The 22,216-nt window shown below is 71.8% G+C and carries 20 protein-coding genes and 1 tRNA gene; 9 read left to right on the forward strand and 12 right to left on the reverse strand.

The annotated features are described in order from the left end of the window. Positions 1 to 12 precede the first annotated feature (12 nt). A complete protein-coding gene (locus RGQ06_RS14265; protein WP_432430151.1) occupies positions 13 to 936 on the forward strand; it encodes an AAA family ATPase in 924 nt (307 codons plus the stop codon). Between the two features lie 8 nt (positions 937 to 944). Next, a complete protein-coding gene (locus RGQ06_RS14270; protein ID WP_432430152.1) occupies positions 945 to 1,442 on the forward strand; it encodes a Crp/Fnr family transcriptional regulator in 498 nt (165 codons plus the stop codon). Here the strand turns inward: RGQ06_RS14270 and RGQ06_RS14275 are convergent. After that, complete coding sequence (locus RGQ06_RS14275; RefSeq protein ID WP_432430153.1) at positions 1,430 to 2,161, reverse strand: metallophosphoesterase family protein; 732 nt, start codon at positions 2,159 to 2,161, stop codon at positions 1,430 to 1,432. The two genes, RGQ06_RS14270 and RGQ06_RS14275, sit on opposite strands and share 13 nt — an antisense overlap. 88 nt (positions 2,162 to 2,249) lie before the next feature. Between RGQ06_RS14275 and RGQ06_RS14280 the strand changes: the two genes are divergently transcribed. Together RGQ06_RS14280 and RGQ06_RS14285 are read left to right on the forward strand one after the other, a co-directional pair. Then, positions 2,250 to 3,761, forward strand: a complete 1,512-nt coding sequence (locus tag RGQ06_RS14280) for a vWA domain-containing protein (RefSeq protein ID WP_432430154.1) — start codon at positions 2,250 to 2,252, stop codon at positions 3,759 to 3,761. Positions 3,762 to 3,931: 170 nt separating this feature from the next. Next, positions 3,932 to 5,158: a D-alanyl-D-alanine carboxypeptidase family protein gene (locus RGQ06_RS14285; protein ID WP_432430155.1), complete on the forward strand. Its 1,227-nt coding sequence runs from the start codon at positions 3,932 to 3,934 to the stop codon at positions 5,156 to 5,158. A gap of 55 nt (positions 5,159 to 5,213) precedes the next feature. Here the strand turns inward: RGQ06_RS14285 and RGQ06_RS14290 are convergent, their stop codons facing one another. The 5 genes from RGQ06_RS14290 to RGQ06_RS14310 all read right to left on the reverse strand — a co-directional run bounded on the left by RGQ06_RS14290 (position 5,214) and on the right by RGQ06_RS14310 (position 11,150). Beyond that, a complete protein-coding gene (locus RGQ06_RS14290) occupies positions 5,214 to 6,086 on the reverse strand; it encodes an alpha/beta fold hydrolase (RefSeq protein WP_432430156.1) in 873 nt (290 codons plus the stop codon). 34 nt (positions 6,087 to 6,120) lie between these two features. Beyond that, positions 6,121 to 6,810 (reverse strand): phosphoadenylyl-sulfate reductase, encoded by a 690-nt coding sequence (locus tag RGQ06_RS14295; protein WP_432430157.1) that lies wholly within the window; start codon positions 6,808 to 6,810, stop codon positions 6,121 to 6,123. Between the two features lie 54 nt (positions 6,811 to 6,864). Further along, entirely contained in the window at positions 6,865 to 8,640 is a 1,776-nt protein-coding gene (locus RGQ06_RS14300) for a nitrite/sulfite reductase (protein ID WP_432430158.1), read from the reverse strand. A gap of 155 nt (positions 8,641 to 8,795) precedes the next feature. Next, positions 8,796 to 10,136: a class II 3-deoxy-7-phosphoheptulonate synthase gene (locus RGQ06_RS14305; RefSeq protein WP_432430159.1), complete on the reverse strand. Its 1,341-nt coding sequence runs from the start codon at positions 10,134 to 10,136 to the stop codon at positions 8,796 to 8,798. 180 nt (positions 10,137 to 10,316) lie between these two features. Continuing rightward, a complete protein-coding gene (locus tag RGQ06_RS14310; RefSeq protein ID WP_432430160.1) occupies positions 10,317 to 11,150 on the reverse strand; it encodes a sigma-70 family RNA polymerase sigma factor in 834 nt (277 codons plus the stop codon). A 221-nt stretch (positions 11,151 to 11,371) separates the two neighbouring features. Here RGQ06_RS14310 and nadD point away from each other — a divergent pair, with 221 nt between their 5' ends. From nadD to rsfS, 3 genes are read left to right on the forward strand one after another with little or no spacing between them, the layout of a single operon-like run. Beyond that, positions 11,372 to 11,965 (forward strand): nicotinate-nucleotide adenylyltransferase, encoded by a 594-nt coding sequence (gene nadD, locus RGQ06_RS14315; RefSeq protein ID WP_432430161.1) that lies wholly within the window; start codon positions 11,372 to 11,374, stop codon positions 11,963 to 11,965. Then, complete coding sequence (locus RGQ06_RS14320) at positions 11,962 to 13,299, forward strand: LCP family protein (protein WP_432430162.1); 1,338 nt, start codon at positions 11,962 to 11,964, stop codon at positions 13,297 to 13,299. Before nadD ends, RGQ06_RS14320 begins: the two co-directional genes overlap by 4 nt. Further along, a complete protein-coding gene (gene rsfS, locus RGQ06_RS14325) occupies positions 13,292 to 13,738 on the forward strand; it encodes a ribosome silencing factor (RefSeq protein ID WP_432430163.1) in 447 nt (148 codons plus the stop codon). The genes RGQ06_RS14320 and rsfS overlap by 8 nt, the downstream gene beginning before the upstream one ends. 3 nt (positions 13,739 to 13,741) lie before the next feature. On the opposite strand, the gene RGQ06_RS14330 is transcribed toward rsfS, so the two are convergent. Together RGQ06_RS14330 and RGQ06_RS14335 are read right to left on the reverse strand one after the other, a co-directional pair. Continuing rightward, positions 13,742 to 14,626 (reverse strand): alpha/beta fold hydrolase, encoded by an 885-nt coding sequence (locus tag RGQ06_RS14330; RefSeq protein ID WP_432430164.1) that lies wholly within the window; start codon positions 14,624 to 14,626, stop codon positions 13,742 to 13,744. An 82-nt stretch (positions 14,627 to 14,708) separates the two neighbouring features. Beyond that, positions 14,709 to 14,781, reverse strand: a tRNA-Ala gene (locus RGQ06_RS14335). A gap of 123 nt (positions 14,782 to 14,904) precedes the next feature. Here RGQ06_RS14335 and leuS point away from each other — a divergent pair. After that, on the forward strand, positions 14,905 to 17,421 hold the full coding sequence (gene leuS / locus RGQ06_RS14340; protein WP_432430165.1) for a leucine--tRNA ligase: 2,517 nt from the start codon (positions 14,905 to 14,907) through the stop codon (positions 17,419 to 17,421). A 63-nt stretch (positions 17,422 to 17,484) separates the two neighbouring features. Here the strand turns inward: leuS and RGQ06_RS14345 are convergent, their stop codons facing one another. From RGQ06_RS14345 to RGQ06_RS14360, 4 genes are all read right to left on the reverse strand, one after another. After that, positions 17,485 to 17,964, reverse strand: coding sequence for a CHRD domain-containing protein (locus RGQ06_RS14345; protein WP_432430166.1), 480 nt, complete (start codon positions 17,962 to 17,964; stop codon positions 17,485 to 17,487). Between the two features lie 79 nt (positions 17,965 to 18,043). Further along, positions 18,044 to 18,925, reverse strand: a complete 882-nt coding sequence (gene ypfJ, locus RGQ06_RS14350; protein ID WP_432430167.1) for a KPN_02809 family neutral zinc metallopeptidase — start codon at positions 18,923 to 18,925, stop codon at positions 18,044 to 18,046. A gap of 58 nt (positions 18,926 to 18,983) precedes the next feature. Next, entirely contained in the window at positions 18,984 to 19,922 is a 939-nt protein-coding gene (locus tag RGQ06_RS14355; RefSeq protein WP_432430168.1) for an aminoglycoside phosphotransferase family protein, read from the reverse strand. Positions 19,923 to 19,933: 11 nt separating this feature from the next. Continuing rightward, positions 19,934 to 20,407 (reverse strand): SRPBCC family protein, encoded by a 474-nt coding sequence (locus tag RGQ06_RS14360; protein WP_432430169.1) that lies wholly within the window; start codon positions 20,405 to 20,407, stop codon positions 19,934 to 19,936. Between the two features lie 60 nt (positions 20,408 to 20,467). Here RGQ06_RS14360 and RGQ06_RS14365 point away from each other — a divergent pair, with 60 nt between their 5' ends. After that, positions 20,468 to 22,180, forward strand: a complete 1,713-nt coding sequence (locus tag RGQ06_RS14365) for an AMP-binding protein (protein ID WP_432430170.1) — start codon at positions 20,468 to 20,470, stop codon at positions 22,178 to 22,180. Positions 22,181 to 22,216 lie beyond the last annotated feature (36 nt).

Genomic DNA, 22,216 nt, shown 5'->3' on the forward strand with positions numbered 1-22,216 from the left:
TAGGGTCGGGAGATGGCCGAACCGCGCTTCGATTCCGTCCCCGAGGTCCGAGAGGGCCTGAAGAAGGTCGACTACCTCTCCGACGAGGGCATCGCCGGCATCGTCTACCTGGCTGACCGGCTCCAGAAGCCGATCCTCGTCGAGGGCCCCGCCGGTACGGGCAAGACGCAGCTGGCCAAGTCGGTCGCCGAGATGATGGGTGCCCGGCTCATCCGCCTGCAGTGCTACGAGGGCCTGGACGAGTCCAAGGCGCTGTACGAGTGGAACTACAAGAAGCAGCTGCTGCGCATCCAGGCCGCCGGCAAGCAGGACGACTCCGGCAGCGACGAGTGGGATGCCCTGTCGGGGGACATCTTCTCCGACGACTTCCTCCTCACCCGCCCGCTGCTCGAGGCCATCACCGCCGATGATCCCGTCGTCCTGCTGATCGACGAGGTCGACCGCGTCGAGGTCGAGACCGAGGCCCTCCTGCTCGAGATCCTGTCGGACTACACCGTCTCGATCCCCGAGCTCGGCACCATCGAGGCCAAGCAGATCCCGATGGTCTTCCTCACCTCCAACAACACCCGTGAGCTGTCCGAGGCCCTGAAGCGGCGCTGCCTCTACCTGCACGTCGACTACCCGGACCTCGAGCGCGAGAAGGAGATCGTGCTCACGAAGGTGCCCGACATCACCGAGTCGCTCGCCGACCAGGTGGCCCGCATCGTCCGCTCGATCCGCAACCTCGAGCTGAAGAAGAGCCCCTCGGTCTCCGAGACCCTCGACTGGGCCCGCACCCTCCTGCTGCTGGGCGTGAACCAGATCGACGCCGAGACGGCCCGGAGCACCATCAACATCCTGCTCAAGTACCAGTCCGACATCACCAAGGCGCTGCGGGAGCTCGAGGACGCCAAGTCCGACATGGCCAAGGACACCGTCGCGGCACCGAGCAGCTGACGGCGCCGTTGGACGCTCGCGCCGACATCCTGGACCTCACCGGCGACCTCCCGGCGCAGCACCTGAGCGCCGGCGAGGTCCTGTTCGGGCAGGGCGCGGCCGACGAGCGGTCGGTCGCGGTCCTCGTCGAGGGAGCCCTGCGGGTGGAGCTCGACGGCGTCGAGCTGGCCCAGATCACGGTGCCGGGGGCGTTCGTCGGAGAGATCGGCGCGCTGCTGGGCGGCGCCCGGACGGCGACGGTGGTCGCCACCGCCGACACGGTCGTGCGGGTGATCGGTGACCCGGAGGCGTTCTTCCGGGACGACCCCCGCCTCGGGCTGGAGCTGGCCCGCCAGCTGGCGGGGCGGCTCCAGCGCCTGCTCGCCTACCTCGGCGACGTCCGGTCGCAGTACGCCGGTTCCGAGGGGCACCTCGGCGTCCTCGACTCGGTGCTGGGCAAGATCGCGTCGCGCCCGGCGGTCGACATCGAACCCGGCTCCGATCGCGACGCCGACTACGACGCCTGAGCCTCGCCGAGGTCGATCGTGCCCTGGCCCTGGAGCGACCACCACTCGGCTCGACCCGCGGACAGGTCGAGCAGCACGTGGGCGGGGATCGGGCCGGTCTGGAACCCGCTGTTGAACAGCCAGGTGCCCTCGCGCTGTTCGAACCAGGCGCCGCCGTCAACGTAGGGCGCTTGGTGGATGTGGCCGCACAGCACGACGTCGGGGTGGTGCCGGTCCAGCAGGCGCGGGAGCTCGGGGTCGCCGAAGTGGCGGGAACCGGTCCACGAGAGCGGCCCCTCCGGTGGGCCGTGGTACACCCACAGCCAGCGATCGCTTCGCCTCGCCTCTGCCAGGGCGAGGCCGGCCTCCATGCGGGCCAGGCTGTGGGGCCCTTCCCACCAGGGGCACGCGGTGACGAGCCAGTCGGCCACCTCGACCGAGTCGCCGTCGACGACGACGCCGGCCCCTCGAGCCTCGGTGATCCACGCCGTGGCCTTCTCGCCCTCGGCGGTGCGGTGATCGAGATCGTGGTTCCCCGAGCACACGACGGTGGTCGTCCGGTCCGCCATGCGGGTGAGGTACTCGAGCACGACCGCGATCTGCGCATCCAGGGGCAGCGCGGACCCCACGTCGAGGACATCCCCGGCGATGGCAACCAGATCGACACCGGCCGCTTCGGCGAGGACCCAGTCGAGCTTGCGCAGGTCGTAGTGGAGGTCCGAGACCAGCAACGTTCGCAAGGACGGAGTCTGGCACGGCGCGTGCCACGACCTGCCTCGGCACGCATCCATTGACCGAACGGTCAAGTATCAGGGCTACCCTGGGGACGTGACGCCGCGACCACCGACGCAGACGGACGCCGACCCGGAGCTGGAGCTCGGCGCCGGCGAGGCGATCAGCGAGCTGCTGGCCGGGTTCATCCAGGAGCTGCGTGAGGCCGGCCTGCCGGTCAGCCTCACCGAGAACCTGGACGCCATGGAGGCGGTCAAGCACATCCCCCTCGAGGACCGCGAGGCGTTCAAGTACGCGCTCGCCGCCACGCTGGTGAAGAACAACGCCCACTGGCGCGCCTTCGAGACCGTGTTCGAGGTGTACTTCAGCTACCGGGGCCCGGAGTACGAGCTCGACCCCGACAGCGACCTGGCCCAGGCCATCGACGAGCTCATGGAGCAGCTCCAGGGCGACCAGGGCGAGGACGGGGACCAGTCGGGCGGCGGTGGCGCCATGGACGCCATGACGCCTGAAGAGATCGCCCAGATGCTGATGAAGGCGCTCCAGCAGGGTGACAACGGCATGATGCGCGCCGTCGCCCGCCAGTCGGTGAAGCGCTTCGCCGGGATGGAGCCGGGCCGCCCCGTCGGGGGCACCTACTACCTGTACCGCACGCTGCGGCACCTCGACCTCGACAACCTGCTCGAGCAGCTCATGGAGCAGGCCCGCCAGCAGAGCCCCGAGCCGCTGAGCCAGCTCGAGGAGCGCCTCGAGCGCGACGAGTACGAGACCCGCATCGACAAGCTGAAGCAGGAGATCGAGTCCGAGATCCGCCGACGCCTGGTGGCCGACCGGGGCGTCGAGGCCATGGCCCGCACGCTGCGCAAGCCGCTGCCCGAGGACATCGACTTCATGCACGCGTCGCGCGAGGAGATGGTGGTGCTGCGCAAGGCGCTGCAGCCCCTCGCCCGCAAGCTGGCCGTGCGCCTGGCCCGCAAGCGCCGTCACGGCCGCAAGGGCCCGCTCGACTTCCGCAGCACCATCCGCCACTCGCTGTCCTACGGCGGCGTGCCGGCCGAGCCGAAGTTCCGCTACCCCCGGCCGTCGAAGCCCGAGATCTTCGTCGTGGCCGACATCTCCGGGTCGGTGGCCTCCTTCGCCCGCTTCACGCTGCACCTCGTGTACGCGATCCAGGGCCAGTTCTCCAAGGTCCGGGCCTTCGTGTTCATCGACGGCATCGACGAGGTCACCCACCTGTTCGAGGGCGTCGAGGACATCACCGAGGCGGTGCACCGGGTGAACACCGAGGCCGACGTGGTCTGGGTCGACGGGCACTCCGACTACGGGCACGCATTCGAGGTGTTCTGGAGCCGCTACGGCAAGGACGTGGGGCCCAAGACCACCGTGCTGCTGCTCGGCGACGCCCGGAACAACTACCACGCGTCCCAGTCCTGGGTCGTCAAGGACATGCAGCACCGGGCCCGCCACGTGTACTGGATGAACCCGGAGCCGAAGTCCTACTGGGACACGGGCGACTCGATCATCAGCGAGTACGCCGGGTACTGCGACGGCGTGTACGAGGTGCGCAACCTGCGCCAGCTCGAGCGCTTCGTGGACATCCTCGAGTAGGCGACGGGCTCGCCACTTCTTTCGCGCAGGGTCACGTGGACCCGAGCAGGAGGTGGCTACGGTGTTGCCGAAGTATGACGGTGCAGTCGCGTTCCGTTACGCTTTCGCAACACTCGCCGGACCGCTCGACGGCCCGACCGCCTGACCCCCACCAGGACCCACCCCACCGCATGCTCCACCACCTCCGCCTCCGACGCCGCGTCGGTCCCGCCCTCGCCGTGCTCGGCCTCCTGGCCGGTTCGTTCGCCATGTCCCTCGCTGCGCCCGACGAGGCCCGGGCCGACACCGCGTCCGAACGGGCCGAGGTCCAGCGCAAGCGAGCAGCCGTCGCGTCCGAGATCGACACGCTCCGGGCCACGAACGCGCAGGTCGAAGCGGCGCTGAGCGCCCTGAACAGCAACGTTGCGACCCAGACCGCAGCCCTGCGCGACGCCGAGCGCCGCTCGGCCGAGGCCGATGCCGCCCTGACCCGGGCCACCGAGCTGGTCGTGGCCAAGCAGGCCGAGATCGCCGCCCTCGACGAAGCGGTCAAGGACCTCGCCGTCGAAACCTTCATCCGGCCCCCGTCCTCGGCCAGCCTCGTGGACTCCCTGGAGTCCGAGACGATCGGCGAGGCCGAACTGAAGCAGTCCCTGCTCGAGGCCAAGTCGTCGTCGCAGCTCGACGCCCTCGACCAGCTCGACCGGGCCCGCGAGGACCTCGAGCTCGCCCAGGCCGCAGCCGAGGACGCGGCCGCTGCCGCCGAGCGGGAGCAGGCCGCCGTCGACGCCCGCCTGGACGAGGTCACCGTGGCCCGGGACCAGCAGGCCAAGGTCGTCGCCGAGGTCGAGTCCCGCCTCGACCGCCAGCTCGCCGAGGCCGCGGTCCTCGACCAGCAGGACCAGGCGCTGGGCGCCCAGCTCGCCGCCGAGCAGGCCGCACTCGCCAAGCGCCTCGCCGCGCAGCGAGCCGCGGCGGCCGCCGCCCAGCGATCCAGCGGCCCGGTCACCATCAGCATCACCGGCTCGGGCAGCATCGTGTCGGTGCGGGGCATCCGCATCCACCAGAGCATCGCCGACAACCTGGCCGGCCTCCTGTCGGCTGCCCAGTCCGACGGCATCAGCCTGAGCGGCTGGGGCTACCGGGACTCCCAGCGCCAGATCCAGCTGCGCCGCCAGAACTGCGGCTCCAGCAACTACGCCGTGTACCAGATGTCGCCGAGCGCCTGCAGCCCACCCACCGCCCGGCCCGGCGCCTCGAACCACGAGCGCGGCCTCGCCGTGGACTTCACCTACGGCGGGAGCACCATCAAGTCCCGCAGCTCACCGGCCTTCCAGTGGCTCCGGGCCAACGCCGCCCGCTACGGCTTCTACAACCTGCCCAGCGAGCCCTGGCACTGGTCCGTCAACGGCAACTGAGAACGGAAATCCCGTGGATCGTGACCACTCCGTGGTCACGATCCACGGGATTTCCCTACCGCGCGACGTGCTCGGCGACGAGCGCGGCGACCACGTCGGGCTGCGCGGCGGGAAGCCAGTGGCCGGCGTCCACGTCGACGCGGCGGAGATCCGAGCAGTGCCGGCCGAGGTCGTCGAGCAGGCCGGGCATCACGTAGCGGTCGCGGGTGGCCACGATGAGCAGGACCGGGACATCCGTGCGGCGCTCCTGGGGGTGGCTCAGGCGGGGCCGCACGTTGCGGCGGTAGAGCTCCACGCCGTTGGCGCCGTCCTCGGGCAGGGTCGGTCCCGGCTGGGCCTGGTGGCCGAGTCCCTCGACCCGGGTCAGGTAGCGCCGGAACGGGCGCTCGGCGACGTGGCGCCAGCCGAAGGGGGCGATGCCGGGCAGCTGGAAGAAGGCCACGTACCACGAGTGCAGCCCCTGGCGGAGCAGCTCCCGTCGGCCGCCGCCCTCACCGGCGCGCCGGGACCGGAGCCAGTGCCCGACGTGGTCGAGGCTCGGCCCGGACATGGACGTGTACGTGGCCAGCCGATCGCCCAGCGCAGCCGTGCAGACCGGCTCCCAGGCCTGGACCGAGCCCCAGTCGTGGCCGACGACGTGGACGGGACCGTCCGGGCAGGTGGCGTCGACGACGGCGACCAGGTCCTCGCTGAGGCGGGCCAGGTCGTAGCCGGCCCGGTCCCGGGGGACCTCGGAGGCGCCGGCCCCGCGCACGTCGTAGGTGACGACGTGGTGGGAGGCGGAGAGCTCGGCCGCCACGCCGTCCCAGACGTGGTGGGTGTCGGGGTAGCCGTGGACGAGCACCACCGTGGGATCGGTGGGATCGCCGCGCTCCCAGACGGCCAGCGACAGGCCGTCGGCGCTCGTGACGGTGCGGTGGTCGGTCATGGCGAGACCGTACCCAGGTCGACGAAGGCGACACTCAGCCGTGCAGGCCGCACTCCGTCTTGGTCTTCCCCCGCCAGCGCCCGGCGCGGGCGTCCTCGCCCGGGGCGACCTTCTCGGTGCAGGGCATGCAGCCGATGGAGCCGTAGCCCTGGGTGAGCAGCGGGTTGAACGGCACGTCGTGGGCGTCGATGTAGGCCTCCACGTCGGCGTCGGTCCACTGGGCGATCGGGTTGACCTTGACCAGCCCGCGCAGGTCCCGGCCGACCACGTGGGCCGTGGCGCGGGTGTCGGCCTCGGCCCGGCGGATGCCGCTCATCCACGCGGCCTTGCCGGCGAGGGCACGGTCGAGCTGCTGGACCTTCAGCGCGGAGCAGCAGTTGTCCGGATCGGTCTTCCAGAGCAGCTCGGTGTTCTCCGGCGCCGTCATGATCTTCATGTTCAATCCGTAGCGGCGCCGCACGGTCTCCACCGTGGCCAGCGTCTCGGGGAAGTGGTAGCCGGTGTCGATGAAGACCACCTCGATGGCCGGGTCGACCTTCACGGCGAGGTCGATCAGCACGGCGTCGTTCATCGACGCGGTGAGGCACAGGTGGGGGCCGAAGGCGTCGGCGGCCCAGGCGATGATCTTGGACGCGGGTGCGTGCTCCAGCTCAGCGTTGACCTCGACGAGCTCGTCGTCGGTGAAGGAGTGGCGCTGGCTGGGGAACGGGAGGGTGACGCTCATCGGGAGGGGGCTTCCGGGTCGGAGTGGGCAGGTGGGGGAGCGGTGGGGCGGCGCTCAGGTGGCGCACTCGGACTCGCCGATCTCCTTCACGTAGGGCCCGGTCTCGCCGTAGTCGACGTAGAAGTCCGGCGCCTCCTCGTAGTCCGGGAACGCATCCAGCTCCTTGAGCTCCTCGGCGATGGCCTTGGCCCCGCCGGCGCGGTCCATCCACGCCCGGAAGTCCTCGCCGGCCACCCGCTCGGCGGCGAAGCGGCGCACGACGCGCACGGCTGCCTCCGGGGCGTTCTTGGCCGGCAGGCGGAGGGCCTTGTCGCCGAAGTGGATCTGCTCCTGGCCGACGTAGCCGCCGAGCAGCATCTGGTAGCCGGGCGCGGAGCGGCCGTTGGCCCGGCGCTCCACGCCGTGGAACCCGATGTCGGAGATGTGGTGCTGCCCGCAGGAGTTGGTGCAGCCCGAGATGTTCGTGCGCACCCCGCCGACCTCGGCCAGACCGGCCTCCTCGAGGGCCTCGCCGATCGCGCTGGCCAGCCCGCGGGACTGGGTGACGGCCAGGTTGCAGGTGTCGGCGCCGGGGCAGGCCACGACGTCGCGAGCCAGCTCGGCGCCGGGCTCGGCCATTCCGATGGCGGCGAGCCGGTCGTAGAGGATCGGCAGCTGCTCCTCGGACAGGCCCCGGTACACCAGGTTCTGGCGGTTGGTGATGCGCACCTCGGCGTCGAGGTCCCGCTGGATCTGGGCCAGGGCCCGGAACTGCTCGGAGGTGACGTCGCCGAGCCGGGACCAGGCGTAGACCGACACGGTGCCCTTGGCGTTGCCCCGGACGACGTTGGCGTCCTCCCAGGCCTCGTAGGCGCCACGGCGACGCAGCGTGACGTTCACGCCCTGGCCGACGGGGGTGGGGGCGGTGCCGGCGGCGACGCCGGCAGCCGTGTCGCCGTGCTTCTCGACCAGCTCGGGCACGCCGCCCGGCCACGACGAGGAGGCCACGAGGAAGGCGCGCTCCTTGAGGATGCGCCCCTGCAGCTCCTCCCAGCCCATGGTGTCGACGAGCCACTTCATGCGGGCCCGCAGCTTGTTGTCGCGGAAGCCGTGGTTGTTGAACACCCGCAGGATCGCCTCGATCGTCTCGAGGAGGCGGTGCCGGGGGGTGAACTCCTCGAGGGCGAGGGCCGGGTGGGGGTTGGCGCCGAGGCCGCCGGCCACGAACACCCGGAAGCCGGCCTCGAGGGTGCCGTCCTCGTGCTGGTGGGTGACGGCGATGACGCCGACGTCGTTGAACATGGCCTGGCCGCAGTCGGTGGCGCAGCCGGAGAAGTTGATCTTGAACTTGCGGGGGAGGCGCTGCACGAGCGGGTTGCGCAGGAAGTGCTCGTGGGTGGCCTGGGCCCAGGCCGAGATGTCGAGCACCTCGTGGGGGCAGGCACCGGCCAGGTGGCACCCCTGCACGTTGCGGTTCGTGTCGCCGCACGCCTCGCGGCTGGTCATCCCGACCACGGCGAGGTCGCGCATCACGTCGGGGATGCGCTCCAGCGGCACGAAGTGGAACTGCACGTTCTGGCGCGTGGTGATGTGACCCCAGCCGCGGCTGTAGGTGTCCGCGATGTGAGCCATCATGTCCAGCTGGGCCGGCCCGATCTTGCCGTAGGGGATCTTGACCCGGACCATCTGGTTCGTGCCGCCCTGGCGCTGGCCGTAGACGCCGTTGGTGAGGCGGAAGACCCGGAAGGCGTCCTCGGGCAGCGTGCCGTCGAGGTAGGCGGCCAGCTGGGTCTCGAACTTGGCGATGTCGGCGGCCTGCTCGGGGTCGAGCACGATCTCGTGACGCTGCATGTTGGGGGATCCCCTCGGGTGTCCGGGAAACCTGACCACCTCGGTCAGGTATTGCACGACGGCAGTGTGTCAAACCCGACCGACCAGATCAACATTCCCGATTGTCCGGTGGAATCCGCGCAGATGTCTGCTGGGTGCCCCTCCGCCGGCGACACCTACCCCCGGAGCAGCTCGGCGACCCGGAACGCCAGGTCGATCGACTGCCGACCGTTCAGGCGCGGATCGCACATCGTCTCGTACCGGTTGCCGAGGTCGGCATCGCCGATCTCCTCGGCACCGCCGAGGCACTCGGTGACGTCGTCACCGGTGAGCTCGACGTGGATGCCGCCCGGCCAGGTGCCGGCGTCGCGGTGGGCGGCGAAGAAGCCGGCCACCTCCCGCACGACGTCTTCGAAGTGGCGGGTCTTGCGCCCGGACTCCGAGGTGAAGGTGTTGCCGTGCATGGGGTCGCAGGCCCACACGACGGGGTGCTCGCCGTCGCGGGTGGCCTCGAGCAGCGGCGGGAGCAGCTCGGCGATGTTGTCGGCACCCATGCGGGAGATGAGGGTGAGCCGGCCGGGGATGCGGTCCGGGTTCAACGCCTCGCACAGCCCGCGGACGTCGTCGGCGGTGGCGGTCGGGCCCACCTTGCAGCCGATGGGGTTGCGGACGCCGGCGAGGAACTCCACGTGGGCGCCGTCGAGCTGGCGGGTGCGCTCGCCGATCCAGAGCATGTGGGCCGAGCAGTCGTACCAGTCGTCGGTCAGCGAGTCCCGTCGGGTGAGGGCCTCCTCGTAGCCGAGGAGCAGCGCCTCGTGGCTGGTGAAGAAGTCGACCTCGTGGAGGTACGGGGTCTCCACGGTGTCGATGCCGCAGGCCTTCATGAAGCGCAGCGTGCGGTCGATGTCGTGGGCGAGGGCCTCGTAGCGCTCGCCCTCGCGGGACGACGCGACGAACTCCTGGTTCCACTGGTGGACCTGGCCGAGGTCGGCGAAGCCGCCCTTGGTGAAGGCCCGCAGCAGGTTCAGCGTGGAGCTGGACTGGTGGTAGGCCTGCAGGAGCCGGCCCGGGTCGGCCTGGCGGGAGGCCGAGGTGAAGCCGACGTCGTTCACGATGTGGCCGCGGAAGGATGGCAGCTCGGTGCCGTCGACGGTCTCGGTGGCGCTGGAGCGGGGCTTGGCGAACTGGCCGGCGATGCGCCCCACCTTCACCGTGGGCACCCCCGAGGAGTACGTGAGCACGACGGCCATCTGCAGGATGACCTTGAGCTTGTCCCGGATCGCGTCGGCGGAGAACGAGTCGAAGGACTCGGCGCAGTCGCCGGCCTGGAGCAGGAACGCCTCGCCGGCGGCCACCTGGGCGAGCTGGGCGGTGAGGTCGCGGACCTCGCCGGCGAACACCAGCGGGGGATAGCTGCCGAGCTCCTTGAGCACGGCCTCGAGCGCGCCCTCGTCGGGCCACTCGGGCTGCTGCGCGGCGGGCTTGGTCCGCCAGGAGGTCGGGGTCCACTGGGTCACGTCGGCAAGCCTCGCACGTCCTCACGGGTGGGCAAAAAGCAGATCGGACCGCCGGGGGAAGCGGTCCGAACGCTGCAGATCGCGCAACCCGGCGGGGGGGAGGTGCCGGGGAGGCGTCTGTCTGTGGTGGTGGGTGGATCGTTCGCCGTGGTGGCGAGGGTGCCCTGCCGAAGCGGGGCGTCAGGCTGCGCCGCGGGTGCCGGCTTCTTCTCGGACGGTGCCCACGGCCCGCTTCACCAGGCGGCGGGCGGCCTCGGCCGTGACGCCGAGCTCCTCGCCGACCTCGCGGTAGCTGCGGGTGCGACCGTCGTTGAGGCCGAAGCGCTGCTCGACGGCGTAGCGGGCCCGGGGCTCGAGGACGTCGAGCAGGCCGGTGACGAACTCGTCCTCGGCGGCCTTGAGGGTGAGGGTCTCGGGGCCGGGCTTGTTGTCGGCCAGGAGGTCGACCAGCTCGGAGCCGTCGGACTCGTCGCCGACGGTGCGGTCGAGCGACGTCGGCGTGGTGAGGCGGTGCAGGCGGGAGTGCTCGTCGTCGAGCTCGGTGCCCTCGCCGGACGCGTGCCGGAGGGCGGCCCGCAGGCTGGCCGAGCGGTCGCCGGGCAGGCGCACGAGGCTGGCCTTCTGGTCGAGGGCCCGGCCGATGGCCTGGCGGATCCAGAAGGTGGCGTAGGTCGAGAACTTGAAGCCCTTGCGCCAGTCGAACTTGTCGACGGCGTGCTCCAGGCCCAGGTTGCCCTCCTGGATGAGGTCCAGGAGCTCCATCGAGGGGGGCAGCGGGTAGCGCCGCGCGATCGAGACGACGAGGCGCAGGTTGGCCCGGATGAAGCGGTCCTTGGCGGCCGCCGCGTCGGCGATCGCCCGGCGCTCCTCGCGGGTCTTCTTCTCACCCGCATCCAGGCGTTCCTGGGCCTCTCGGCCCTTCTCGATGACCTGGGAGAGCTCGCGCTCCTCCTCGGCGGTGAGGAGGGGCACCATCCCGATCTCGTTCAGATACTGTCCAACAGAGTCGCTCATGACACTCGTTCCAACGGCGTTTGCGGGTGGAGGATTCCGACCGGGCTCGTGACTCCAGTCACAGGGGTCCGAGGGGGATCGAACCCACGTCCGTACATCGGTACCCAACTGGGGTGACAGCGAGAACATTCCGGCGGGGGCGCCAGGTGGGGCGGTCAGGGGGGGAACCGACCAGTGTGGCCGCTGACGGTCCGCTCGCCCCGGTCGAATATCGTCGCCGGATGGCAGCGGCGCGGATCGGGGTGTTCGGGGGGACCTTCGACCCGCCCCACGTCGGCCATCTGGTCACGGCGGTCAACGTGCGCCACGACCTGCACCTCGACCGGCTGCTCCTGGTCGTCGCCAACGAGCCGTGGCAGAAGCTGGGGAGCCGGCCGATCACGCCGGCGGCGGACCGGCTCGCCATGGTCGAGGCCGCCGTGGCCGGGGTCGCCGGGCTGGAGGCGTGCGCTCTCGAGATCGAGCGCGGCGGCCACAGCTACACGGCGGACACGCTGGCCGAGCTCGCCGCTGCGAACCCGGGCGCCGAGCTGTTCCTCGTGCTCGGCGCCGATGCCGCCACCGGGTTGCCCACGTGGGAGCGGGTCGACGAGGTCCGCGCCTGCGCCTCGCTCGTGATCGTGGACCGCCCCGGCGAGCCCCCGCCGGTCGTGCCCGACGGTTGGGACTGGACCCACGTGGAGGTCCCCCGACTCGAGGTGTCCTCGACCGACCTGCGGGACCGCGTGGCTGATGGCCGCCCCCTCGACTACCTGCTGCCACGCGACGTGGTGGCCTGCGTGCGCGAGCGCCAGCTCTATCGTGGGTCCACGTGACGGGCGAGGCGGGCGAGGGCGACCCGGGGATCGATGACGACGAGCGGGAGGCACGCCTGCAGGCGCTGCTGTCGGTCCGCGTCGCGGCACGCCAGGACGAGCTCGGGCCGGGACCGCTCGAGGGGCGCCGTCGTCGCACCACCACCTCGGATGACGACGACCGCGAGGACCACCCCGACGACCGTGCGGGAGCGGGCCGTCGCATCGGCCTCACCACCGTGCTCGCCACCCTGGTCCTGCTCGGCCTGTTCGCCACCGGTGCCGGCCTGATCTACGCCGGCACCCGCATCATCCGCTCCAGCACCGAGGGCGAGGTCGTCGCCGAGCAGACCGACCCGGCCGCTCCCGGCTACGAGGCGATCGTGAGCCCGACGCCGACGATGCTCGTCGTGCACGACGTGGACGGCGAGGTGCAGGCGCTCACGGTGCTGACCCTGCCCGATCCGGGTTCGGGCGGCGGCGGCGTCGTCCTGGTGCCGACGCGCACGGTCGCGGACATGCCCCTCTTCGGGTACGCCCCGATCGAGGCGGCCTACGACCTGGGCACGGCCGAGGTGCAGGCCGAGATCGTCGGTGACCTGCTCACGGTCGGGATCGACGAGGTGGTCGTCGTCGACGCCGACCGGTGGGCCGGTCTCGTGGCGCCGGTGGCACCCCTCACCATCGACAACCCCGAGGCCATCGAGGTCGACGGCGAGCTGCGCTTCCCCGACGGTGAGATCGAGCTGGACGCCGAGGACGTCGGCGCCTACCTGGCCGCCCGTGCGCCCGGGGAGTCCGACCCGGCTCGGCTCTTCCGCCACGAGACCTTCTGGCGGGCCTGGCTCGCCGCGGTGGCCGAGGCGGGCACGCCCGATGCGGTCCCCGGTGAGCTGGAGGGCGGCCTCGGGCGCTTCGTGCGCGAGCTGGCTGCAGGGCAGACGGTCGTGGAGACGCTGCCGGTGGAGCCGACCACGGTCGAGGGCTTCGACGACGAGCCGACGTTCGTCGCCGAGCAGGACGACGTCGCCGCGCTGGTCGCCGAGCTCGTGCCCTTCCCACGCAGCCCGCGGCCCGGCGTGCGCGAGCGGGTCCGGGTGCTCAACGGCACGGAGGACCTCGACGAGGCCCGGGCGGTGGCGCCGGCCCTGCCGCCGGTCGGCGTGGAGGTGGTCATCGTCGGCAACGCGCTCGACCTCGACCAGGTGACGACCACCATCGCCTACGTCAACCCGTCCCACGAGGCGGCGGCGGAGGACATCCGAGATCTCCTCGGCGTCGGCGAGGTGCTGGTGGACCCCCGGCCGAGTGATGTGGTCGACATCACGGTTACCCTTGGTGCCGACCATGACTGATGCCGAGCAGACCACCCCGCCCGCCCCCACCTCGCCCGACCCGATCGACGATCTGCTCGACCCGACCTTCCCGGTCGCGGCAGCTCGGGCCGCGTTCGCCAAGGGTGCCACCGACATCCTCGTGCTCCAGGTGGGCGACGTGCTGGCCATCACCGACTACTTCGTGATCGCCTCGGCGTCCAACCCCCGCCTCGTGCGCACCATCGTGCAGGAGTGCGAGGAAGCCGTGGCCGAGGCCGGCGGGCCCAACGCCATCCGGGTCGAGGGCCTGGCCGAGTCCGAGTGGGTCCTGGCCGACCACGGCACCTTCGTGGTCCACGTCTTCCACGAGGACGCCCGCCAGTACTACGAGCTCGAGCGGCTCTGGTCCGACGTGCCCCAGGTCGCCTGGGAGGATCCGGACCTCCCGGTCGCCGCGGCCTCCGCCGGCACCCGGTAGGGATCAGCCCTCGAGGGCTGCCTCCCCCAGGAGGTCGCTCCAGCGGCGGATGGCCAGCTCGTGGCCGACACCGTCGTGCCGGTCCGCTTCGACGCCGAGCCGACGACCGATCCAGGCGGACATCGCCGGGGGCGTGACCGCGTCGAGGGTGCCGACGTGGACGGTGACGGGGGCGGTGATGCGGTCGAGGAGCACGCCGAGCGGGGTGGCCTGGGCCGCGATGTCGCGCTCGACTCCGGTGATCCCCGCGGCGACGCAGGCGCGCACCGCCAGGGCCAGCTGGTCGTCTGCGCCGGGGATGTCGGCGAGGGCGGCGATCGATGCGGCCATCATCTCCCGGGCCGTGGCGTCGTCGATCTCGGCCGGCACCAGCCACGGCGCGAGCTCGGCGCCGACCTCGTCGGGGTCCATGCCCCGGTGCGCGTCGGCGAACAGCCGACGGGCGTCGTCGCTGCCGTCGAGCACCGCCGGGTCGTCGTAGGCGTCGGCGGGGACCAGCGGCGCGGCCAGGACCACCCGCCGGCACCGGTCGGGGTGGGCGCCGGCGAAGGCGAGGGCGTGGATGGCGCCGGTTGACCAGGACAGCACCGCCGCCTGCTCGATGCCCAGGTGGTCGAGCACCGCGACCAGGTCGTCGGCCACGGAGCTCGGCGTCGCGGCCGGATCGATGTCGGAGTGCCCGATGCCGGGCCGGTCGGCGGCGAGGAGCCGCACCCCGGCGGCCGCGGCGATGGCGTCGTCGGGGTGCCGGGCGAGCCGGGAGTCGGGGGACCCGTGGCAGTAGAGCACCGGCGTGCCGCCGGGGTCGCCCCGGTCGTCGAGGGCGACGCGCCGACCGCCGGCGAGCTCGACCAGCCGGTCCGGGAGGGGGATCGCAGGATCAGCCATGAGGTGCACGACCGGGGGCTCGCCAGCGGATGGGGAGCATCGGCGACGAACCCGAGGCCGCCCAGCGGCCGGAGGGTTCGCGTGGAGCTAAGGGGAATCGAACCCCTGACCTCTTCCATGCCATGGAAGCGCTCTACCAACTGAGCTATAGCCCCGTAGGGTCCGCATCGCGGAGCGGCCAGCGTACATCGCGCCGCGGTGGTGCACGGAAATCGGCGCCGTCGCGGCCCGGGAACCGGAATCGGACCCCGGAGGGACCCTCGGTACGATGCCCGGCCATGGCCGCAGACACCGCTTCGAACGACGTCGCGGACGGGCGCGTGCCCGACTACGACCCGCAGTCCGTCGAGGCGCGGTGGCAGCAGCGCTGGCGTGACGAGGGCACCTACGAGATCGACAACGACGATCCCCGCCCCCCGTACTACGTGCTGAACATGTACCCGTACCCGTCGGGGCCGGCCCACATGGGGCACGTGCGCAACTACACCTTCGGCGACCTGATCGTGCGCTACAAGACCATGCAGGGCCACGGCGTGCTGTCGCCGATGGGCTTCGACTCCTTCGGCCTGCCGGCCGAGAACGCCGCCATCCAGTCGGGCATCCACCCCCGCGTGTTCACCGAGGAGCGGATCCCGCAGCTGACGTCGTCGATCACCCGGATCGGCGCGGTCTACGACTGGCGCCGCACCGTGGCCAGCCACACGCCCGAGTACATCCGGTTCACGCAGTGGATCTTCCTGCGCTTCCTGGAGCGGGGTCTGGCCTACAAGCGCAAGGCGGCCGTGAACTGGTGCCCCGGCTGCCAGACGGTGCTGGCCAACGAACAGGTGCTCGCCGACGGGACGTGCGAGCGGTCGGGGGACCTGGTCGAGGCGCGCGACCTGGAGCAGTGGTTCTTCAAGATCACCGACTACGCCCAGCAGCTGCTGGACGACCTGGAGCTGGTCGACTGGCCCGAGCGGGTCGTGACCATGCAGCGCAACTGGATCGGCCGGTCCGAGGGGGCCCAGTTCTCGATGCCCGTCGTCGACGCCGACGGTGAGCCGCACGAGTCCGCCGCCCGCGTCGAGGTGTACACGACCCGACCCGACACCGCCTTCGGCATGACCTACGCCGTCCTGGCCCCGGAGCACGAGCTGGCCCTCACGGTCACCACGCCCGAGCAGCGCGACGAGGTCGAGGCCTTCATCGCCAAGGCGCGCTCGACGTCGGAGATGGATCGGCTGTCGTCGGAGGGCGCCATCGACAAGCGCGGCGTGTTCACCGGCTCGTACCTGCAGAACCCGTTCAACGGCGAGCCGGTCCCGCTGTACCTGGCCGACTACGTGCTGGTCACCTACGGCACCGGGGCGATCATGGCGGTCCCCGGCGAGGACCAGCGGGACTGGGACTTCGCCAAGGCCTACGACCTGCCGATCATCCGCACCGTGCAGCCGCCGGAGGGCTTCGACGGCGAGGCGTACACGGGCACCGGCCCGGCCATCAACAGCGCCGGCACCACCATCACCGGCGACGAGCTGGACCTGAACGGCCTGGAGATGGCCGAGGCCAAGGCCAGGGCCATCGACTGGTTGACGGCCAACGGCATCGGCCAGGACCGGGTGAACTACCGCCTGCGCGACTGGCTGCTGTCCCGCCAGCGCTTCTGGGGCTGCCCGATCCCGATCGTGTACTGCACGTCGTGTGCCGGGCTGGACGGGAACGGAGCGGTGCCGGTGCCGGACGACCAGCTGCCGGTGATCGCCCCGGACGACGTCGAGTTCCTGCCGACGGGGGAGTCACCGCTCAAGCACCACGAGGGCTTCCTGCGCACGACGTGCCCGCAGTGCGGCGGGGAGGCCATGCGCGAGACCGACACGATGGACACCTTCGTGGACTCCTCGTGGTACTTCCTGCGCTTCGCGGATCCGACCAACGAGGACCTGCCGTTCTCCCAGGAAGCCGTCGACCACTGGCTGCCGGTGGACCAGTACATCGGCGGCGTCGAGCACGCCATCCTCCACCTGATGTACGCCCGGTTCTTCACCAAGGCCCTGGCCGACATCGGCGTGGCCCCGTCGGACCTGCGCGAGCCGTTCAAGCGCCTGTTCACCCAGGGCATGATCCGCCTCGGTGGGGCCAAGATGTCCAAGTCGAAGGGCAACCTGGTGGCCCCCGAGGAGATCCTCGACCGCGAGGGCGCCGACGCCCTGCGCCTCGGTCAGCTCTTCGTCGGCCCCCCGGCCGACGACGTCGACTGGGAGGGCGTGGGCATCGAGGGCACCCACCGCTTCATCGGTCGCCTGTGGCGCCTCGCCCACCCCGCCTCCGACGCCGTGCCCGAGGCCACCGGCGACGCCGCGGTGGCGGTGGACAAGGAGGCGCACCGCCTCATCGCCCGCGTGTCCGACGAGTACGAGCGGTGGTCCTACAACACGGCCGTGGCCGCGTTCATGGAGTTCACGAACCTGCTGTACAAGCAGGGCCGGACCGACTTCGCCGTGGACTCCCTGCTCCTGCTCCTCGCCCCGATGGCGCCCCACGTCACCGCCGAGCTGTGGGAGCTGCGCCACGGCACCCACGTCCACGAGCAGGCCTGGCCCACCCACGATCCGTCGATGCTGGCCGTCGACAGCGTGACGATGGTGGTGCAGGTGAAGGGCAAGGTGCGGGACCGCATCGAGGTCTCCCCCGACATCTCCGAGGAAGAGGCCCGCGCCCTGGCGCTCGCCAGCGAGGCGGTCCAGGGCCACCTCGACGGGGAGCCGACCAAGGTCATCGTGCGCCCGCCCAACATCGTCAACATCGTTCCGTAGCGGGACATCCCGTGGATCGCGACCACATCCGGTCGCGATCCACGAGATCTCGCTCGTCGAGCGCTAGTTGCGCCCGAGCTCCGTGCGCACGACCGTGAGGTCCTCGTTGGTGTGGGCGTTGATGTAGTACTCGTCGGGGTCGGACAGGACGCCGCGCAGAGAGTCCCGGTCGCCGGTCATGCAGCCGGTGGTCGACTCGCCGCCGTCGACGATCAGATCGCTGGCGTCGATGGCGATGCCGCCGTTCTGCTCGCCCGGCGCCTTCTCGTGCAGATGGAGGGCGACGATCTGGACGTCCTCGGGGAGGTCGAAGTCCAGGAACAGGCAGAACCGCTCCTGGCCGTGGTTGAGGTACATGGCCCCGGTCCCGACCGAGCCTTCGGGCGCGGCACCGAATGGGTCGTCGGCATCGACCGCAGCCTGCGGCGTCAGTTCGAGGTCGAAGTACTTCTTGCCCTTGGTGTGGTCCGCCTGGGCTGGGGCGGCGGTCAGGGCGAGGATTCCGGTGGCGGCGGCGCCGACGGCGAGGGTGCGGAGCTTCATGGTGGTCTCCCGGGGAGGTGGTTGGTTCCCCCCTTCTCCGGAACCGACCCGGCAACCGTATGACCGTTTCGGGGCTTTTCTACAGATCGTCGGCGGCGAAGGTGTCGCACCGGTTCGGGTCGCCGGTCTCGTAGCCGGTGAGGAACCACTGCTGGCGCTGCTCGGCCGACCCGTGGGTCCAGGTGTGCGGGTTCACCTCGCCGGTGGCCGCCTCCTGGATCCGGTCGTCCCCGACGGCGGCCGCTGCGCTCAGCGCCTCGTCGATGTCCTGCTCGGTGAGCTCGAGGATCAGGATCTCGCCGGTGGCCGGGTCCGGGGTGGTGGTGGCGTGGTTGGCCCACACGCCGGCGAAGCAGTCGGCCTGCAGCTCCTGGCGGACGGCGTCGCTCTCCGGTCCGCTGCCCCGCCCGGCGCGGACGCCGATGAGGTTCTGGACGTGGTGGCCGTACTCGTGGGCCAGGACGTAGGCCTCGGCGAAGTCGCCGCCGGAGGCCCCGAAGCGGGACTCGAGGTCGTCGAAGAAGCCGAGGTCGATGTAGATCTGCTGGTCGGCGGGGCAGTAGAAGGGCCCGACCGCGGAGCTCGCCGAGCCGCACCCGCCGGTGGTGACGCCGCCGGTGAAGAAGTTGGTGATCGCCGGCTCGTAGCCCTGGAGCTGGGTGGCCCACAGGTCCTGGATGCTGTTGACGACGGCGACGATGCGGCACTCCTGGTCCCGCTCGGCGTCCGCGCCGGTCTCGCAGCCCTCGATCGGCTCGCTGGAGGCACCCTGTCCGCCGGTGCGGGTGCCCTCGAGCGCGCCGAGGGCGCCGCTCAGGTCGCCCCCGCCGCCGCCCAGGAACTGCAGCGCCAGCACCACGAGGACGCCGACGATGCCGGCGCCGCCGCCCACCGCGGCTGCCCCGCCCTTGCGGGTGCGGACCTGATCGGAGTCGAGCCGGGCCCGTCGGTTGAACTTCATCGGCCACCCCTACCCCGTCGTCCTGCTGTCCGGACCTCTGCCAGCAGATCTTCCCAGGTCAGGTGATGCGGGGCAGGAGCCACCCGAGCGCGACCTGGGCCTGCGCCCGCTGGAAGGAGCGGATCGCGGGCAACCCGGCCGGGGCCGGATCCAGGGACTGGCGGACGAAGAACCCGGCGAGCGCGGCGAGCACCGCGACCAGCGCGTCGGGGTCGACGTCGGCGAAGAGGTGGTGCGCCTCGATGACCGAGGCCGGGTCCGGGCCTCCGAGGCCCACCGAGGGCAGCAGCATGGCCAGGTCGACGAACGCAGCGCCGGTGCATGCCCAGGGCCAGTCGACGAGGACGACCTCGCCGGTCGGCGTGATGAGCAGGTTGTCGGCGCGCAGGTCGGTGTGGAGCAGGGTGTCGCCCGACGCGGCCACGGCCCACGGTTCCTCGAGGATGGCGAGGCGATCCACGGCCGCGACCACGTCCGGGCCGTACGAGGACGCATCCGCCTCACCGGCGGCCAGCTGGCGCCACCCCCGGAACGCCGCGCCGTAGCGGGCCTCGACGGTCTGCAACCCGGGGGCGGGCGTCGGGGTCGTGCGCTCGGCGAAGCGCTGGAGGGCGGGGAGCACGACGGCCAGCTGGTCGTGCGTCCACGGCTCCGCCGGCTGGACGCCCTCGACCTCCTCGAACACCAGGGCCACCCAGTGCCCGTCGTCCACGACGTGCAGCAGGCGGGGGACGGGCAGGTCGGACGGCAGCTGGGCGGCCACCTCGGCCTCCCGCCGGTGGATGCGGCAGGCATGCGGGTTCTGGTCGGGCGACACCGCCTTCACGAAGGCGCGGCGACCATCGCGCAGGGTGCAGCGGGCGGCGAGGCCGGGGGAGAAGCCGCCGGGCTGGTTGCGGGCATCGACGACCGCCGCGCCGAGGCGCGATTCGATGGCGCGCCGGACGTCGGGTCCGACGTCGTGCCACTCGATCCGCTGGCCGCCGCTGGCCTCCATGGCCCGGGTGATCAGCCCCGCACGTGGCCGGCGAGGCCGGCGAGCCCGTCGGAGATCACCTTGCGCAGCAGCGGTGCGGCGACCGGGCGGAGCAGCTTGCCACCCACCGGGTCGATGCCCATGGTGTAGGTCACCGTGGAGGCCCGGTCGCCATCGGGGGTCACCCGGATGTCCTCGACCATCGAGCGCAGGCCGGGCCGGGTCGACCCGGTGACGGTGAACGCGAAGCGCCGCTCGGGCTCCCACGCCAGGAACTCCTCCTCGACCGCGGCGGCGCCGAGGTCCACGGTCCGGGTGCCACCGACGGCGTCGGCGACCGAGCCGGGGGTGACGGCCACGAGGCGGGGGAACCACTCCGTCCAGCCGGCGTGGTCGGCGATCGCCTCCCACACGACCGCTGGCGGCTGGGCGATCCGTCGGCTCCGGGAGGCGCGCACCGGGGCGGTGTCGATCCACTCGAGCGGTTGGGGGGTGATCGGCGTCATGGCCGGAGCCTCGCACGGGCCGGCCGTTCTGCGAAACGGGGTAACGGGGACGGACGCGCGATGGTCGAAGCCGACGTGCCCATGACTCCGCGCCGCTCCGGCGCCTCCCATGACACCCTCGCCACCCGGGTCGCGGCCGGTGCCGCCCGAGGCCACGACGTCACCTTCGTGTCCGGCGACGTCCACGTCACGGTCCCGTGGTCCGACGTCCACGACGAGGCGACGGCCATGGCCGCCGCCATGCAGCAGCGGGGGATCCGCCCCGGTGACCACGTGGCCCTGCTCGGACCGACGACCCGGTCGCTGGTCACCGGCATCCAGGCGGTGTGGCTGGCCGGCGCCACCATCGTCGTGCTGCCGCTCCCGATGCGGATGGGCTCGCTCGACGAGTTCATCGCCCAGACCCGCCAGAGGATCCTGGACGCCGACGTCTCCCTCGTCGTCGCCGATCCCGACCTCGCCGCCTTCATCACCCCCGAGCCGGGCGACCCGCCCCTCGTCGTCTTCGACGAGCTGGTGACGGACGCGCCGTTCGAGGCGCCCGTCCCGGACCCGGGTGCGAACGCCATCCTGCAGTTCACCAGCGGCTCCACGTCGGACCCGAAGGGCGTCGTGCTGCCGCACCGCGCCGTGTGCGCCAACCTCGACGCGATCGCCGAGGCCGCGGAGCTGGCCGTCGACGACGACGTGCTGGTGTCCTGGCTGCCGCTGTACCACGACATGGGCCTGGTCGGGATCCTGTCCCTCGCGATGACCACCGGCACCCAGATGGTGCTCGGCGCCCCCCAGGACTTCCTCGCCTCGCCCGCCCGCTGGATGCAGTGGATGTCCCGGTACGGCGGCACCGCCACGGCCGGGCCGAACTTCTCCTACGTGCTCGCCACCCGGGCGCTGCGCCGCGCCGCCCGCGAGGGCGAGCAGCTCGACCTGTCGACGCTGCGCGTCGTGCTGAACGGCGCGGAACCCATCGACCCGCGCACGGTGGAGGACTTCCTCGACGCCGGGGCACCCTTCGGCATGCCGCGCGGGTCCGCGTTCCCCGCGTTCGGGATGGCCGAGGTCGCCATCGCCGGCACCTTCCCGCCCCCGGGCCGGGGCCTCGTCGTCGACACCGTCGACCGTCGGGTGCTCGAGACCGAGCGGTACGCCGCGCCGGCCGATCCCGGCGCCGACAACGCCCGCGGCTTCGCCCTGCTGGGGCGTGCCGTCCCTGGGCTGGAGATCCGCATCGTGGGCACGGACGACGGCCGGGAGCTGCACGAGCGCGAGGTCGGCGAGCTGGAGATCCGGGGCACCTCGGTGTGCGCCGGCTACTACGGGCGTCCCGAGCTGAACGACGAGCTGTTCCACGACGGCTGGCTGCGCACCGGCGACCTCGGCTACCTCGTCGACGGCGAGCTGGTGCTCTGCGGTCGCATCAAGGACGTCATCATCGTCGCGGGGCGCAACGTGTTCCCCGAGGACGTCGAGCGAGCCTGCAACGACGTCGACGGGGTGCGGGCCGGCAACGTCATCGCCTTCGGCGTGGAGACCGCCAAGGGCAAGGAGGGCATGGTCGTGGTCGCCGAGGCCCGCCCGCCCGAGGGCAGCACGGACCTGTCGCCGGTGCGGGCTGACGTGCAGCACCGGGTGCAGGCGGTCGCCGGGATCCCGGCCAAGGACGTCGTGCTCGTCGCGCCGGGCACCCTGCCCAAGACCAGCAGCGGCAAGCTCCAGCGCGCCCTGTGCCGGGCCCGCTACCTCGACGGCCAGCTCGAGCTGGTCCACGTCTGAGCGCACCGGGGTCGGACCCCGCCGAATCCGGAATCC

This window comes from Salinilacustrithrix flava, from assembly GCF_041228405.1.
In the GTDB taxonomy this organism is placed as follows: Bacteria; Actinomycetota; Acidimicrobiia; order Acidimicrobiales; family Salinilacustritrichaceae; genus Salinilacustrithrix; species Salinilacustrithrix flava.